This window comes from Lonsdalea britannica, assembly GCF_002111595.1.
Lineage (GTDB): Bacteria > Pseudomonadota > Gammaproteobacteria > Enterobacterales > Enterobacteriaceae > Lonsdalea > Lonsdalea britannica.
On sequence record NZ_LUTN01000030.1, the window covers coordinates 1 to 17,023 of the forward strand.

General features: G+C 56.3%; 5 protein-coding genes and 5 pseudogenes. 7 read left to right on the forward strand and 3 right to left on the reverse strand.

What is annotated here, in order from left to right; all coding sequences use genetic code 11:
• Positions 1 to 143 precede the first annotated feature (143 nt).
• A pseudogene (locus AU509_RS17160) lies at positions 144 to 1,498 on the reverse strand (amino acid permease).
• Positions 1,499 to 2,096: 598 nt separating this feature from the next.
• On the opposite strand from AU509_RS17160, the gene pdhR reads away from it, so the two are divergent.
• From pdhR to lpdA, 4 genes and pseudogenes are all read left to right on the forward strand, one after another.
• Positions 2,097 to 2,861 carry a pyruvate dehydrogenase complex transcriptional repressor PdhR gene (pdhR, locus tag AU509_RS17165; protein WP_085652941.1) on the forward strand — a complete coding sequence of 255 codons (765 nt, stop codon included), beginning with the start codon at positions 2,097 to 2,099 and terminating at the stop codon, positions 2,859 to 2,861.
• A gap of 138 nt (positions 2,862 to 2,999) precedes the next feature.
• A pseudogene (gene aceE, locus AU509_RS17170) lies at positions 3,000 to 5,662 on the forward strand (pyruvate dehydrogenase (acetyl-transferring), homodimeric type).
• Between the two features lie 14 nt (positions 5,663 to 5,676).
• Positions 5,677 to 7,557: a pyruvate dehydrogenase complex dihydrolipoyllysine-residue acetyltransferase gene (aceF, locus tag AU509_RS17175; RefSeq protein WP_094118882.1), complete on the forward strand. Its 1,881-nt coding sequence runs from the start codon at positions 5,677 to 5,679 to the stop codon at positions 7,555 to 7,557.
• 222 nt (positions 7,558 to 7,779) lie between these two features.
• Positions 7,780 to 9,203 (forward strand): annotated as a pseudogene (gene lpdA, locus AU509_RS17180) (dihydrolipoyl dehydrogenase).
• Positions 9,204 to 9,340: 137 nt separating this feature from the next.
• Here the strand turns inward: lpdA and AU509_RS17185 are convergent.
• Together AU509_RS17185 and AU509_RS17190 are read right to left on the reverse strand one after the other, a co-directional pair.
• Positions 9,341 to 10,678, reverse strand: a complete 1,338-nt coding sequence (locus AU509_RS17185) for an MmgE/PrpD family protein (RefSeq protein WP_094118883.1) — start codon at positions 10,676 to 10,678, stop codon at positions 9,341 to 9,343.
• Between the two features lie 119 nt (positions 10,679 to 10,797).
• Positions 10,798 to 11,780, reverse strand: a pseudogene (locus AU509_RS17190) (helix-turn-helix transcriptional regulator).
• 287 nt (positions 11,781 to 12,067) lie between these two features.
• Here AU509_RS17190 and AU509_RS17195 point away from each other — a divergent pair.
• From AU509_RS17195 to AU509_RS17205, 3 genes and pseudogenes are all read left to right on the forward strand, one after another.
• Entirely contained in the window at positions 12,068 to 14,428 is a 2,361-nt protein-coding gene (locus AU509_RS17195) for a TonB-dependent siderophore receptor (RefSeq protein ID WP_094118884.1), read from the forward strand.
• 104 nt (positions 14,429 to 14,532) lie between these two features.
• A complete protein-coding gene (locus AU509_RS17200; RefSeq protein ID WP_094118885.1) occupies positions 14,533 to 15,381 on the forward strand; it encodes an alpha/beta hydrolase in 849 nt (282 codons plus the stop codon).
• 383 nt (positions 15,382 to 15,764) lie between these two features.
• Positions 15,765 to 17,023, forward strand: a pseudogene (locus AU509_RS17205) (bifunctional aconitate hydratase 2/2-methylisocitrate dehydratase); the annotation flags it as partial.

Genomic DNA, 17,023 nt, shown 5'->3' on the forward strand with positions numbered 1-17,023 from the left:
CTCTTTAGGATTCGAAGAGTGGAAAGCTGAAAGGAAATTGAGGGGGTTTAGAGGATGGAGACCAAGCGAGCGACGTCGGTTAGCTACGCTATTCCTGGATTGATGCCGCCCTTGGCGCTGGCGGCATCGGCGTCACGAAAACGTTATTTAGACTGCTGACGCTGCTTAAGCCAGTAACCGCATCCCAGTACCGCTAACCAGATAGGGATCAGGATGACGGAAATACGAATCCCCGGCGTCAGGGCCATAATTACCAGAATTCCTGCCATGAACAGTAGGCACAGGTAGTTGCCGTAAGGATACAGCAACGCCCTAAACTTGGTTTTGACGCCTTCACGATCTTTATGCTGGCGGAATTTCATGTGCGCCAGGCTAATCATGGCCCAGTTGATGACCAGAGCTGAGACGACCAGCGCCATCAGCAGTTCCAGCGCTTTCCCGGGAATGAGATAGTTGATTAGGACGCAAAAAGCGGTTGCCAGCGCAGAAATCGCGATAGCAACGACAGGTACGCCACGCGCATCCACCGTGCTCAGCGCTTTGGGGCCATTACCTTGCTTAGACAGGCCATACAGCATGCGGCTGTTGCAATACACGCAGCTGTTGTAGACAGAAAGCGCCGCCGTCAGTACGACAATGTTCAGGATAGTGGCGACGACATCGCTGTTCAGCTCATGGAAAATCATCACGAAAGGCTGCCGCCTTCTACAACTTTGCCCCACGGATACAGTGACAGCAGAATCGTCAGGGAGCCGATGTAGAAAATCAGGATGCGGTAGATTACCTGATTGGTGGCGCGAGGAATGCTTTTTTCAGGATCGTCCGCTTCTGCGGCGGTGATGCCGACAAGCTCCAGGCCGCCAAAAGAGAACATGATAACCGCCATCGCCATGACCAGACCCATGATCCCGTTCGGGAAGAAGCCGCCCTGATTCCAGAGATTGGTTACCGTGGCTTCGGGGCCGCCATGTCCGCTGAACAACAGCCAGCCGCCGAAAGCGATCATGCCGATAATGGCGCTCACCTTAATCAAGGCGAACCAGAACTCCATTTCCCCGTAAATCTTCACATTGGCGAGGTTGATGGCGTTGATGACCATGAAGAAGACGGCGGCGGAAACCCACGTCGGGATAGTTGGCCACCAATACTGAACGTAAATGCCGACGGCGCTGAGCTCAGCCATCGCCACGAGAACGTACAGCACCCAATAGTTCCAACCTGAGGCGAACCCGGCAAAGTTACCCCAATATTTGTAAGCGAAGTGACTGAAGGAGCCTGCTACAGGTTCCTCGACCGACATCTCTCCCAGCTGACGCATGATGAAAAACGCGATAATACCGCCGATAGCGTAGCCCAGCAGAACTGAAGGTCCTGCCATTTTGATTGTCTGCGCGATACCGAGAAACAGTCCCGTTCCCACTGCACCGCCGAGAGCAATCAACTGTATATGACGGTTTTTTAATCCACGCTTTAGCGTTCCGTCTTGTTGATTTTGCATGGCTTTACCTTCTGCCTATCTAAATGAAAGTCTTGAGAGCACCGCCAAAAATGTTGGCAGCTTTACATTGGTGTTGTTTTAAGTTTACGACTGCGGAGAGAGGAAAATAACCTTCCTACTACCGTTGGTCAGAGAATAGTGATAAGCGTCGATAATTGCACTGATTTATTCGTTGTGTGGCCTAAAGCCAAACCTAAAACTCCCCGTTACCTTTTCGATACCTACCGCGGGTTCCATCCTGTAATTGTCATGTAATGCTTAACATTTAATTTGAATGCGAATAGTTCAACGTTGCTGTCATTGTGAATTATTATGCAATAAATGCGGTTTTTATTCCATTGCAGAGGATTTAATCGTTTCAGCTGCTAGAGTTTTGTTCATGAAAAGTTGCAACAACGGCGTGAGAAATATTGGTAATACCAATTACCTATTAGCGTAATTACTCATTGGTTTGGACTTGTTGTTAAAAACTATAGCGATAGGGCAATTGTCATAGTAATCATATAGACAGAAGGTGAATACTTTGTTACTTTGACGCCACGTTTTTTAAATTGGTATTACCAATTAACTCCGCGCTTTTCGCCGAGACAATTTCGCCATGGCATACAGCAAGATCCGTCAGCCCAAACTATCAGATGTGATTGAACAGCAACTGGAGTTTCTGATCCTCGAAGGGACTTTGCGGCCCGGTGAAAAACTTCCTCCGGAACGTGAGCTCGCCAAACAGTTTGAGGTATCACGTCCTTCTCTCAGAGAGGCCATTCAACGGCTCGAAGGGAAAGGGCTGTTGCTACGTCGTCAGGGCGGCGGCACGTTTGTCCAGACCAATTTGTGGCAGAGCGTCAGCGACCCGCTGGCTGAGCTGCTCAGCAATCATCCTGAATCACAGTTTGATCTTCTTGAAACCCGTCATGCATTGGAAGGCATCGCAGCGTATTACGCGGCGCTACGCGGCACTGAATCCGATTTGCAACGCATTCGGGAATGCCATCTTTTGATCGAACAGGCGCGCGATTCCGGCGATTTAGACGCGGAAGCGGAAGCCGTTATGCACTATCAGGTCGCGGTAACGGAAGCGACGCATAACGTGGTCCTGCTGCACCTCTTGCGATGCATGGGGCCTATGCTGGAACAGAACGTAAGACAGAATTTCGAATTGCTCTACCTGAGTCGCGAAGTGTTGGCCAAGGTGAGTAGTCATCGCGCCAGAATTTTTGAGGCGATAGTCGCTCGTGAGCCGGAGCAGGCGCGCGAAGCTTCACACCGTCATCTGGCGTTTATAGAGGAAATATTGCTGGAACTGAACCGGGAACACAGCCGGCGAGAACGCTCATTGCGTCGGCTCCAGCAACGCAAGGACTAGGTGCTTTCACCGAGGCGCCGTTTGCGAAATACGAGACGATGAGCCTGTCTTCCTGCGCTTTTAACCCTATGGGCGCAGAGTGTATGAAGACAGGCTCCAGACAAATCAACTGAATTAGAAACAGATAAGGAATAGACCATGTCAGAACGTTTGAACAATGACGTGGATCCGATCGAAACGCGTGACTGGCTGCAGGCGATCGAATCGGTTATCCGTGAAGAAGGTGTTGAGCGCGCGCAGTTCCTGATTGATCAGGTTCTGAGCGAAGCACGTAAAGGCGGCGTGAAAACCGCTGCCGGCAGCGCAAGCAGCAGTTACATCAACAGCATCGCCGTTGAAGACGAACCTGCCTATCCGGGCAACCTTGATCTGGAGCGCCGTATTCGTTCAACGATCCGTTGGAATGCGGTCATGACCGTACTGCGCGCTTCTAAGAAAGATTTGGAACTGGGCGGCCACATGGCGTCCTATCAGTCCTCCGCCACCTTCTACGAAGTGTGTTTCAACCACTTCTTCCGCGCACGCAACGCGCAGGACGGCGGCGATCTGGTTTACTTCCAGGGACACATCTCCCCGGGCGTTTACGCTCGCGCATTTGTCGAAGGTCGTCTGACCGAAGAGCAGATGAACAATTTCCGTCAGGAAGTACACGGCCATGGCCTGTCTTCCTACCCGCACCCGAAACTGATGCCTGAATTCTGGCAGTTCCCGACCGTTTCTATGGGTCTGGGTCCTATCGGTGCGATTTATCAGGCCAAGTTCCTGAAGTACCTGGAACACCGTGGTCTGAAAGATACCTCTAAACAGACCGTCTACGCCTTCCTGGGCGACGGCGAGATGGATGAGCCGGAATCCAAAGGCGCCATCACCATCGCCACCCGTGAAAAACTGGACAACCTGGTCTTCGTCATCAACTGCAACCTGCAGCGTCTGGACGGTCCGGTTACCGGTAACGGCAAGATCATCAACGAGCTGGAAGGCGTGTTCGGCGGCGCTGGCTGGGAAGTGATCAAGGTCATCTGGGGCGGTCGTTGGGATGAACTGCTGCGTAAAGACACCAGCGGTAAGCTGATTCAGCTGATGAATGAAACCGTGGATGGCGACTACCAGACCTTCAAATCGAAAAACGGCGCCTACGTGCGTGAGCACTTCTTCGGTAAGTATCCGGAAACCGCAGCGCTGGTCAAAGACTGGACTGACGATGAAATCTGGCACTGAACCGCGGCGGCCACGATCCGAAGAAAGTCTATGCAGCGCTGAAAAAAGCGCAGGACACCAAGGGTAAACCGATCGTTATTCTGGCGCATACCATCAAGGGTTACGGTATGGGTGATGCGGCCGAAGGCAAGAACATCGCTCACCAGGTCAAGAAGATCAACATGGAAGGCGTTCGCTACTTCCGCGACCGTTTCAATGTGCCGGTCAAAGACGAAGAGCTGGAAAAACTGCCTCTGCTGACCTTCGATAAAGATTCCGAAGAGCATAAATATCTGCACGAACGTCGTCAGGCGCTGGAAGGCTACGTGCCGTCCCGTCAGCCTAATTTCAGCGGTTCTCTGGATCTGCCGACGCTGGAAGACTTCGGTCCCCTGCTGGAAGAGCAGAACAAAGAGATCTCCACCACCATCGCTTTCGTTCGTGCCCTGAACGTGATGCTGAAGAACAAGTCGATCAAAGATCGTCTGGTGCCGATCATCGCGGATGAAGCACGTACCTTCGGTATGGAAGGTCTGTTCCGTCAGATTGGTATCTACAGCCCGAACGGCCAGCAGTACACCCCGCAGGACCGTGAGCAGGTGGCGTACTACAAAGAAGACGAGAAAGGTCAGATTCTGCAGGAAGGGATCAACGAACTGGGCGCTGGCGCATCCTGGCTGGCGGCGGCAACGTCATACAGCACTAACGACCTGCCGATGATTCCGTTCTATATCTACTACTCCATGTTCGGGTTCCAGCGTATCGGCGACCTGTGCTGGGCTGCCGGCGACCAGCAGGCGCGCGGCTTCCTGATCGGCGGTACCTCTGGTCGTACGACGCTGAACGGCGAAGGTTTGCAGCACGAAGATGGCCACAGCCACATTCAGTCTCTGACTATCCCGAACTGTATCTCCTACGATCCGGCGTTCGCCTACGAAGTCGCTGTCATCATGCATGACGGTCTGCATCGTATGTACGGCGAAGCGCAAGAGAACGTTTATTATTACATCACGACGCTGAACGAAAACTATCACATGCCAGCTATGCCGCAGGGCGCCGAAGACGGCATCCGCAAAGGTATCTACAAGCTGGAAACGGTAGAAGGCAGCAAAGGCAAGGTACAGCTGCTGGGCTCCGGCTCCATCCTGCGCCATGTCCGCGAAGCCGCTGTGATCCTGTCCAAGGACTACGGCATCGGTTCCGACGTCTACAGCGTGACTTCCTTCACCGAACTGGCTCGCGACGGCCAGGACTGCGAACGTTGGAACATGCTGCACCCGGCCGAAACGCCGCGCGTACCGTACATCGCTCAGGTGATGAGCGAAGCGCCAGCCGTGGCTTCGACCGACTACATGAAGCTGTTCGCCGAGCAGGTACGTACTTACATCCCGGCTAGCGACTACCGCGTTCTGGGTACGGACGGCTTCGGTCGCTCCGACAGCCGTGAGAACCTGCGTCACCACTTCGAAGTGGATGCGTCTTACGTGGTTGTAGCCGCATTGGGCGAGCTGGCTAAACGCGGCGAAGTTGAAGCTTCTGTAGTGGCTGAAGCCATCAAGAAATTCAACATCGACCCTGAGAAAGTTAACCCGCGTCTGGCATAAGAGGGCAAGATTACATGGCTATCGAAATCAATGTTCCGGATATCGGTTCGGACGAAGTTGAAATCACCGAAGTAATGGTGAAAGTCGGCGACACTGTTGAAGCAGAACAGTCGCTGATTACGGTGGAAGGCGATAAGGCCTCCATGGAAGTGCCTTCCCCTCAGGCGGGCGTGGTGAAAGAAATCAAGATTGCCGTCGGCGACAAAGTCTCCACCGGTTCTCTGATCATGGTCTTTGATTCGGCAGACAGCGCGGCAGAAGCGCCGGCCCCGGCAGCAGCACAGCCGGAAGCGGCTCCGGCCGCCGCCAGCGCAGTGAAAGACGTTGAAGTGCCGGACATCGGCGGCGATGAAGTCGAAGTCACCGAAGTGATGGTAAACGTCGGCGACAGCGTGGAAGCCGAACAGTCTCTGATCACCGTAGAAGGCGACAAAGCCTCTATGGAAGTCCCGGCGCCGTTCGCGGGTGTGGTCAAAGAAATCAAGATCGCCACGGGCGACAAGGTGAAAACCGGCTCTCTGATCATGGTGTTTGAAGTGGCAGGCGCTGCGCCAGCCGCTCAGGCAAGCCAGCCGGCCGCAGCTCCGGCTGCCGCCGCCAGCACCGGTTCTGCCGCGAAAGACGTCAACGTCCCGGATATCGGCGGCGACGAAGTTGAAGTCACCGAAGTGATGGTCAGCGTCGGCGACAAAGTCACGGCAGAACAGTCGGTGATCACCGTGGAAGGCGACAAGGCTTCCATGGAAGTTCCGGCGCCGTTCGCGGGTACGGTCAAAGAGATCAAGATCGCTGTTGGCGACAAGGTGAAAACCGGCTCTCTGATCATGGTATTTGAAGTCGAAGGCGCCGCCCCGGCTGCTGCACCTGCTCCGGCTGCGAAATCCGAAACGACGGCTGCCGCACCGGCCAAAGCCGCGCCAGCCGCTGCTCCGGCCGCCAGTGCGAAAAGCGAGTTCGCTGAGAACGATGCCTACGTGCATGCGACGCCGGTCATCCGTCGTCTGGCGCGCGAGTTCGGCGTCAATCTGGCGAAGGTGAAGGGAACAGGTCGTAAAGGCCGTATCCTGCGCGAAGACGTACAGGCTTATGTGAAAGATGCGGTGAAACGCGCTGAATCCGCTCCGGCGGCGGGTGCTGCGGGCGGCTCTCTGCCGGGTCTGCTGCCTTGGCCGAAAGTCGACTTCAGCAAATTCGGCGAAGTCGAAGAAGTGGAACTGGGTCGTATTCAGAAGATCTCCGGCGCCAACCTGCATCGCAACTGGGTGATGATCCCGCACGTGACGCAGTTCGACGAAGCGGATATCACCGAAGTCGAAGCGTTCCGTAAACAGCAGAACGTGGAAGCTGAGAAGAAGAAACTGGACGTGAAGATCACGCCTGTCGTGTTCATCATGAAAGCCGTCGCGAAAGCGCTGGAAGAGTTCCCGCGTTTCAACAGCTCCCTGTCCGAAGACGGTCAGCGTCTGACGCTGAAAAAATACGTCAACGTCGGTGTCGCGGTGGATACGCCGAACGGTCTGGTTGTGCCGGTGTTCCGTGATGTGAACAAGAAAGGCATCGTGGAACTGTCTCGCGAGCTGATGGAAATCTCCAAAAAAGCTCGCGCAGGCAAACTGACGGCTTCCGACATGCAGGGCGGATGCTTCACCATTTCCAGCCTGGGCGGTCTTGGCACCACGGCGTTCACGCCGATCGTCAACGCACCGGAAGTGGCTATCCTTGGCGTCTCCAAATCGGCGACCAAGCCGGTCTGGAACGGCAAAGAGTTCGCGCCGCGCCTGATGTTGCCATTGTCTCTGTCATTCGACCACCGTGTTATCGACGGTGCGGACGGCGCGCGTTTCATCAGCTTCATCAACAACGTGATGTCTGATATTCGTCGTCTGGTGATGTAACTGCTGGGACCGGCCTGCGGGCCGGTCTTTTGGCTAACGTCGATGCCGTGGCGGCAACTGCTCACCGCGGCATGTTTGAGACGCAGATCCCCCTGGCTCGCCTTGCAGAGCGTTAACAACTCTGTAAACTCAATGTCAGTGTGGGGCGTCCCGGTGGATGACGGGCGTACTGATCCATAACAACCACGTCTGACCGCCGGACAAACAAAACAAGAGGTCATGATGAGTACTGAAATTAAAGCCCAGGTGGTGGTGCTTGGCGCGGGCCCTGCAGGTTATTCTGCGGCGTTCCGTTGCGCGGACTTAGGTCTGGACACCGTACTGGTAGAACGCTATTCCACGTTGGGCGGGGTTTGCCTCAACGTCGGATGTATCCCTTCCAAAGCTTTACTGCACGTTGCGAAAGTCATCGAAGAAGCTAAGGCGCTTGCTACGCACGGTATCGTGTTCGGCGAACCTCAGACCGACATCGACAAAATTCGCTCCTGGAAAGAAAAAGTCATCAACCAGCTGACCGGCGGTTTGGCGGGTATGGCGAAAGGCCGTAAAGTCAAAGTGGTGAACGGTCTGGGCAAATTCACCGGCGCGAACACGCTGGTTGTTGAAGGCGAAGGTGGCAACACCACCATCAACTTCGACAATGCGATCATCGCTGCGGGCTCCCGTCCGATCCAGCTGCCGTTTATTCCGCATGAAGATCCGCGCGTATGGGACTCCACCGATGCGCTGGAGCTGAAAACCGTACCGGAACGCATGCTGATCATGGGCGGCGGTATCATCGGTCTGGAAATGGGGACCGTCTACCACGCGTTAGGTTCCAAGATCGACGTCGTTGAAATGTTCGATCAGGTGATCCCGGCCGCCGATAAAGATGTCGTAAAAACCTTCACCAAGCGCATCAGCAAGAAGTTCGGCATGATGCTGGAAACCAAAGTGACCGCGGTAGAAGCCAAAGAAGACGGCATCTACGTCACGATGGAAGGTAAAAACGCACCGGCAGAACCTCAGCGCTATGATGCGGTGCTGGTCGCTATCGGTCGTCTGCCGAACGGCAAACTGCTGGATGCGGGTCAGGCTGGGGTTGAAGTTGACGATCGCGGCTTTATCCACGTCGACAAACAGATGCGCACCAACGTGCCGCACATCTACGCCATCGGCGATATCGTCGGTCAGCCGATGCTGGCGCACAAAGGCGTACATGAAGGTCACGTCGCCGCAGAAGTCATCGCCGGTAAGAAGCATTACTTCGATCCGAAAGTGATCCCGTCCATCGCCTATACCGAACCGGAAGTGGCGTGGGTGGGTCTGACAGAGAAAGAAGCGAAAGAGAAGGGTATCAGCTACGAAACCGCGATCTTCCCTTGGGCGGCATCAGGCCGTGCCATCGCTTCCGACTGTGCGGACGGCATGACCAAGCTGATCTTCGAAAAAGAAAGCCATCGCATCATCGGTGGGGCGATCGTCGGGACTAACGGCGGCGAACTGCTGGGTGAAATCGGTCTGGCTATCGAAATGGGCTGCGACGCGGAAGATATCGCGTTGACGATCCATGCTCACCCGACGCTGCACGAATCTATTGGGCTGGCGGCGGAAGTGTACGAAGCAGCATCACCGACTTGCCGAACCCGAAAGCGAAGAAAAAATAAGCTGACGACGAGGATGCACAGGCAAAAATAAGCGCCTGCGTACCACGACAAGACAAAAAATCCGGGGCATTTGTGCCGCCGGATTTTTTTTGTCTCACGATTGCCGAGCGGCAGGAAAAGGCCGCGCTCGGGCATTATTAATTTAGCAGCAGCGGTAATAGCGCATGCAGGTCGCCTGAGCGTTGCAGTCGGCAGTGTTCGAGCACGAGCTCACTGTCTCGCTGGGGCAGCGTCGCGAGATTTTGCCGGAGTTTTTCGCCAAGGTCCGCCGGATACGCAAGGGTGTCCTGCCGGGTGACTCGGGCTGTCAGTTGCTCCCCGTCGCGCAAATAAAGCGTGACCTCGTGAAAACGCGCCTCAGGATTCAGCTCGTCCGGCGGCGCGTTGGGGTCCGCACGGCGCGTCACCCGGTCCGCCAGCGCGGAAATAACGGGATCAACCGGTTCGGGGCCGAAGCGCGTTAGCGACTGCGAGCCGTCCACCAGCGCGGTCGCAATTACATATTCGAGGCTGAAGCGTGCTTCTACGCCGGTTGCTGCATGCCGGATGAACGGAGCGGTATCGCCTCCGGGAGGAAAGCGGACGGTGATATGGTCGATATCCTCAATCAGCGAACGGTTGCTGTCCGAATAGCGCGCAATCCACTGCGCTCTGAGTATCAGCGCAGCGTCTGCCGCGCTGTGGGTTCCGCTACAGGTGGCAAAGCGTTTGAACTCCAGACCGGGGGAGAGGATTCGCCACTGTTGCCCCCAGTCAGCGGTCCAGCGTTCCGGCTGCTGCTGGCCTTCGCCGTGGGTGGCGAGAAAGGCTTCCAGAACCTGTCGTGGACGGCCTGCGAATCCAGCTAATGCCAGCTTCACGGCGGTAAGACCAGCGCGGGCCGCCAGTCCGGCATGCAGCGGTTTGGCGTCGCTCCCGAATTGCGCTCGCAGCCCGGCGGCCTGCGTCGCGGCGAGGCCCAGACTATTTTGGGTTTGCGCCACGCTGGCGTTCGCCAGTCGCGAGGCGGCAGCTGCGGCGGCCAGTGTTCCCAGCGTCGCTGTGTTATGAAATCCCTGTGCATAGTGACGGGGGCCCGAGGCCAGACCGCCGCGGCCCGCCACTTCGACGCCGATGACATACGCGCTGAGGAAATCCATCTCCGTTACGGTGGGGATTTCCGCCGCCAGTGCGAAAAGCGCAGGCAGGATCACCGTGCTGGGATGGCCGCGAAACGCCGGGTGGAAGTCATCGAAGTCCAATGCATGTCCGGCGTAGCCGAGCCTCAGACTGCGCGATAGGCTGTCGTCACCGCTGAACACCTGTTTCAGGGCGATGAGTCCCGCGTCGGCGACCGCCCCTTGTGTGACGGGCAACGCCGAAGCGACGAAATCGAGCACCCCGCGACGCGCCGCATGGAGGGCGTCGTCGGGCGGCGTACTGGTGACGACGAGTTCAGCTAATGCTGACGTGATATCCGAAGATGGAAGGGTCATAAAACAGCAAGCCATCGAGATGAAAACAGGGGGTTAATTTACCGTGGCGACGGGCTGTCGTCGTATAACCAAGCGCCATAAGCTAGGTAGCTTTGCTATATGCTGACGGCGCTTTTTTCTCAAAATCGCTCTTTGATTTGCCCCGGCGTCACGCCGAAAGTGCGGCGCAAGGCGGTGGTGAAGTTGGCCGAGCTGTTGTAGCCAGCGAGGCTGGCCGCCTGTGAGATAGGAATGCCGTCGCGTTGCAATGCCAGCATGGCGCGCCGTAGTCGGCAGGTGCGCAGGTATTCGAAAACGGTGACGTGGAAGGTGTGGCGGAAATGACGCTGGAGCGTGCTGGCGCTCATGTTGACGCGCTTGGCGATGTCATCCATCGAGAGCTGATCCGCCTCGCCGCTTTCCAGCATGTCGCGGACTTGCTGAATGCGGTGGTGGTTGCGCAGGTCAATGCCGTCTCGGTGCCTGGTCTGACTTTGGGCGGTCAGAGAGCTGAGGGCTTCGATAATTAGCAACATGCACTGACTTTCCAGATACAGCCGCTGCAACGGGGTGCTACAGCCTGGCGAATTAAGGATCTGCCAGGCGATGGTCTGCGCTTGCCGGGACGGTATCCACAGGTGGGTGGCGAGGTGGGTTTGCGAGAAGTCGTAAATGGCCTGCCAATCGCTGACGCTGTCCATCAAATTACCGTACAACCACTCCTGACTGAAGGTCAGCGATACCGTTCGCTCATGTTCATTACGTTTGCCGTGGCGGCTGAATCGCGTGGGCTCGGTGAGTGCGATGAGCGATGCGGGCTGGACGTTGCAAGATGCAACTGCTGCTCGCCATAGGTCACATGCGCGATGCCGTTGACGACAATCGCCAGCTTGAGCGCGCCGTTCAGAAGCGTCTGCGTTTTCATATTGGTCAGGTTCACCACATCTGCGGTGTGCAGGATCAAATCGCGGTTGAGCTGAGTGACGTTGAATTCGCCAAATAACAGCGGCGTATCGTCTATACCGCCCGGCGTCAGAAAGCGATAATCCCTGGTAATTAATTTCGTACTCTGAACAATATGATTTTTAAATATATTCTTGGATGCTGGTACTTTATTGTCCATGTTTTCCCTTCATTTTGTCTGGCTATCCTTTGCCATTTCGATGTTTACGCAAAACATTTTGCCGTTTTCGCAAACCTTGCATCAGAGAACAAATGTAACAATGATCGCGCCAAAAGGGTAACGCAAACGATTATCAATGATGCTTTCTTGCTGACGGTCCATCTTTCGCGCCGGTCATTTTGTTTCGCGCAGAACGTTGCTTTCTATTGCATAAGGGAAGATCGAAGGAAATGCCCCGGTCTATCAGCAGCCGTTTTTCCAAATAATAAAGAGATAGGGCGATTCAAATGACCAAATACCCACCCCGCCATTGTTTGGCGACGTTGATAGGGTTGGCCTGCTCCACCTTGTCCGGTCTGACATGGGCTGAGACAGCCGAAACGACGAACACAACCACCGCCGCAGGGGCGGCTGCGATCAACACCAGGGAACCGATCGCGACGACGAAAGCCCCGACATCCACCGAGACTTCAGCCGCCAATACCAGGGATCAGGGCCAAAGCGCGGAGAATGCGGATACGATGATTGTGACTGCCGCAGAGCAGACTCGTCAGGCGCCAGGTGTTTCCACCATTACGGCGGAAGACATCAGGAAACGGCCGCCGGCGAATGATTTGTCGGCGCTGATCCGTACCATGCCAGGGGTGAATCTGTCAGGAAACTCGACCAGCGGTCAACGCGGCAACAACCGTCAGATTGATATTCGCGGCATGGGGCCGGAAAACACCTTGATTCTGGTGGACGGCAAGCCCGTGTCCAGCCGGAACGCCGTGCGCTACGGCTGGCGTGGCGAGCGCGATACCCGCGGCGACACCGGCTGGGTGCCTGCGGACATGGTCGAACGCATCGACGTGCTGCGCGGTCCGGCGGCGGCCCGCTATGGCAATGGCGCGGCGGGCGGCGTGGTAAATATCATCACCAAACCGCCGACGAAAGAGTGGCATGGCAGCTGGAACGCTTACATGAATATGCCGGTGCATAAGGCGGAAGGGACGACCAAGCGTACCGACTTCAGCCTGATGGGCGGCCTGACCGATAACCTCAGTCTGCGTCTCTACGGTAATTTCAATAAAACGCAGGCTGATGCCTGGGGCATCAATCAGGGTCACCAGTCGGAGAGAACCGGCGCCTATGCCAGTTCGTTGCCCGCGGGGCGTGAAGGGATGAGTAACAAGGACATCAACGGCGTGCTGCACTGGGATATCACCGCACAGCAGTCGCTGGAGTTTGAAGTGGGCTCAAGCCGCCAGGGCAATCTTTACTCTGGCGATACGCAAAATACCAACAGCAACAGTTATGTGGTCGGTAATTACGGCAAAGAGACCAACCGGATGTACCGCCAGAACTACGCGATGACCCATCGTGGTTACTGGGATAGCGGCATCAGCACGACATCGTATGTGCAGTATGAACGGACCCAAAACACCCGCATCACGGAAGGGCTGGCGGGCGGCACGGAGGGCATTTTCTCCAGCGCCAACGACTACGGTACGACCAAGCTGGATACCGTGACCGCGCACAACGAGGTCAATATTCCGTTTGAAGCACTGTTCAGCCAGACGGCGACGGTGGGCGTCGAGTGGTCGGAGCAAAAAATGAAAGATCCGACGTCGACCTCGCAGGCGCTGTCCGGCGGCACGATCGACGGTTATGCCAACGGGACGCGCAGCGGCAAGATGTCGGCGCGTATCGCTTCGGTATTTGCAGAAGACAATATCGAGCTGACGCCCAGCACCATGTTAACGCCGGCGCTGCGGTTTGATCACCACAGCATCGCGGGCGGCAACTGGAGTCCCGGCCTTAATCTCTCGCAGGAGCTGGGCGACGACTTCACGCTGAAATTGGGCATCGCTCGCGCCTACAAAGCACCTAACCTCTACCAGCTCAACCCGAACTATCTGTTGTATAGCCGCGGACAAGGCTGTTACGTCAGTGGAACCAACGGCTGTTATCTGTTGGGGAACGATGAGTTAAAGGCAGAAACCAGCATCAACAAAGAAATCGGGCTGGAGTTTCACCGTGACGGCTATCAGGCGGGGCTGACGTATTTCCGCAATGATTATCGCAACAAGATTGAAGCCGGTATGTCCCCGATTGGGAGGAGCACCAATGGCAGCACCTACGTCTTCCAGTGGGAAAACGTGCCCAAGTCGGTGGTGGAAGGGTTAGAAGGCTCGCTGAATATTCCGGTGTCGGACACCGTCAGCTGGAACAACAACCTGACGTGGATGCTGCGTTCGGAAAACAAAACCACCGGGGATTACCTCTCCATCACGCCGCAGTTTACGCTAAATTCATCCGTGAGCTGGCAGGCGACCGACAAGCTGTCGTTACTGGCCGATTTGACCTGGTATGGGCGTCAAAAGCCGAAGAAATATAACTATAAAGGCGAGGCGGTCAGCGGCTCCGAGCTGACCCAGGTCAGTCCGTATTCGGTTGTCGGTCTGAGCGGAACGTACCAATTCAATAAGAATGTCAGTCTGACCGCCGGTGTGGATAACCTGTTCGACAAGCGCCAGTTCCGTGCGGGTAACGCGCAGTCGGTAAGGAACCTGACTACCAATGTCGTCACCATTGCCGGTGCGGGCGCGGCCACGTTCAATGAGCCGGGCAGAACCTTCTTTATGGGGATTAACACCAGTTTCTAAGGCGTTGCGAGCGGGAACAACTTACCCGATCCGCTCTGCAACAAGGTCGCAGACTGTCGGGAAGGAACCCGTTCGGGCGCGACGTCGGTTATACAGGAGGCAGGGTGTATCAATTGCTCAATACCAGGGACGATATCGTTGAGTCTGCGGCGCGCGGCCATTACCGCGTGATGACGTGGAGCCCCGACGGCGGGGCGGGTCCCCCGGATGAAGGGTGGCCGGTGATTTACCTGCTGGACGGCGCCAAGTATTTCTCTATGGCGGCTTCCGTCATGGCATCGCTTAGCCGACCTCGCTGCGGTATTACACCGGGGATTGTGGTGGGGATTGATTATGTCGGCACCTCCCGGCGCGATAAGGATTACCGTCCGGCGGTCGCGCACCGCGTGTTGGAGCCCAATCCACAGGGCGGCTACTATCCAGCCGGAATGGCAGGCGACGCCGCGGGATTTCGCCGCTTTCTTATCGCTGAATTGAAACCGATGATCGCGACCCGCTATCCCATCGACCTGCAACGCGAAGCGCTGTTCGGGCACTCCTACGGCGGATTGTTCTCCGTAGATACGCTGTTCTGGGCGCGGGAGAGCTTCCAGCATTATTACGCCTGCAGCCCCTCGGTGTGGTGGAACGACGAGTATATTTTGCATCAGGCGGCTTCGCTCAACCTGCAAAACCCGACCCTTTCGCCGGTGAGTCTGATGTTGAGCGTCGGTGAATATGAGCAGTCACTGGAGCCGTGGGAGAGGGGATTGCCCAGCGGGCAACGGGAGATCTTGCGAAAGCATCGTCGGCAGCGCAGGATGGTCGATGGCGTACGTGAGTTGGCGATGATTATGGAAAATCGGGCGCCGGAAGTGGATGTCTCCCTGCAAATTTACCCCGGACAGTCGCACCAGTCCGTTCCTTTCCTGGCGTTGCACACCGCCTTACGCCACCATTTCCATCCGACCTGACCCGTTGCTATGCGCCCTGTGCCCTCACGCCCTAACAATCCAAGAGCGCAGCGGCAAGGACGTTATATAACCCATTGATATAAATCACATCTTCGTTAGCCTTTTCGTGAACGCATGGTGCGTTTCTGCGCGCCCATGCTATTCTGCTGACGTGAGTGAGTGAGCGATTAAGCAACGATAATTCCACCGCGATCGCGGTTAAATACGCCAAATGTTGCTATTATGTGAACGAAATAACGAGCGATCTCACCCAGATAGGCTGACGACGCTGAGCCGGGCACGCGAAATCTTGCTTCCACAGGCCGATCTCCAGGCATGAGGATGACCATGGGCACAACGTGCGCGGGCATAACGAAGAAGATAATGAGAGCGAGGAGAATGTCGTGCTAGAAGAATATCGTAAGCACGTAGCCGAGCGGGCTGCGCAAGGGATCGTCCCCAAGCCGTTAGAGGCTTCCCAAATGGCGGGCTTGGTGGACTTGTTGAAGCAACCGCCTGCCGGAGAAGAGGAATTTCTGGTCGACCTGCTGGTTAACCGCGTGCCGCCGGGGGTGGATGAAGCCGCCTACGTCAAGGCCGGTTTCCTCGCCGCCATCGCTACAGGCGAAGCCACGTCCCCACTGATTTCCCCCGAAAAAGCCGTTGAGCTGCTGGGCACCATGCAGGGCGGTTACAACATTCATCCCCTGATCAATGCGTTGGATAACGCCGCGCTGGCTCCTATCGCCGCCAAAGCCCTATCGCACACGCTGCTGATGTTCGACAACTTCTACGACGTGGAAGAGAAAGCCAAAGCGGGTAATACGCATGCGCAGCAGGTGCTACAGTCCTGGGCGGATGCGGACTGGTTCCTCTCCCGCCCGGCGCTGGCGGAAAAAATCACCGTCACCGTATTCAAAGTGACCGGCGAAACCAATACCGACGATCTGTCGCCTGCGCCGGATGCCTGGTCGCGTCCGGATATTCCGCTGCATGCGCTGGCGATGCTCAAAAACGCCCGGGAAGGGATCGAACCGGATCAGCCGGGCGCAGTCGGCCCGATTAAACAGATCGACGCCCTGAACGAAAAAGGATTTCCGTTAGCCTATGTCGGCGACGTCGTGGGGACCGGATCCTCGCGCAAATCCGCCACCAACTCGGTGCTGTGGTTCATGGGCGACGACATTCCCTACGTGCCGAACAAACGCGGCGGCGGTGTGGTGCTGGGCGGTAAAATCGCGCCGATCTTCTTTAACACGATGGAAGATGCGGGCGCGCTGCCGGTCGAAGTCGATGTCTCCAACCTGAACATGGGCGACGTCATCGATATCTACCCGTACAAAGGTGAGGTGCGTCGGCATGACGACAACGAACTGCTGGCGACCTTTGAGCTGAAAACCGACGTGTTGTTGGATGAAGTGCGCGCGGGTGGCGTATCCCGCTGATCATCGGTCGCGGGCTGACCACCAAAGCCCGCGAAGCGCTGAGCCTGCCGCACAGCGAGGTGTTCCGTATCGCCAAAGAAGTTGCCGACAGCGACAAGGGATTCTCGCTTGCTCAGAAGATGGTCGGCCGCGCCTGCGGCGTAGCGGGTATTCGTCCCGGACAGTACTGCGAGCCGAAGATGACCTCTGTTGGATCGCAAGATACGACAGGGCCGATG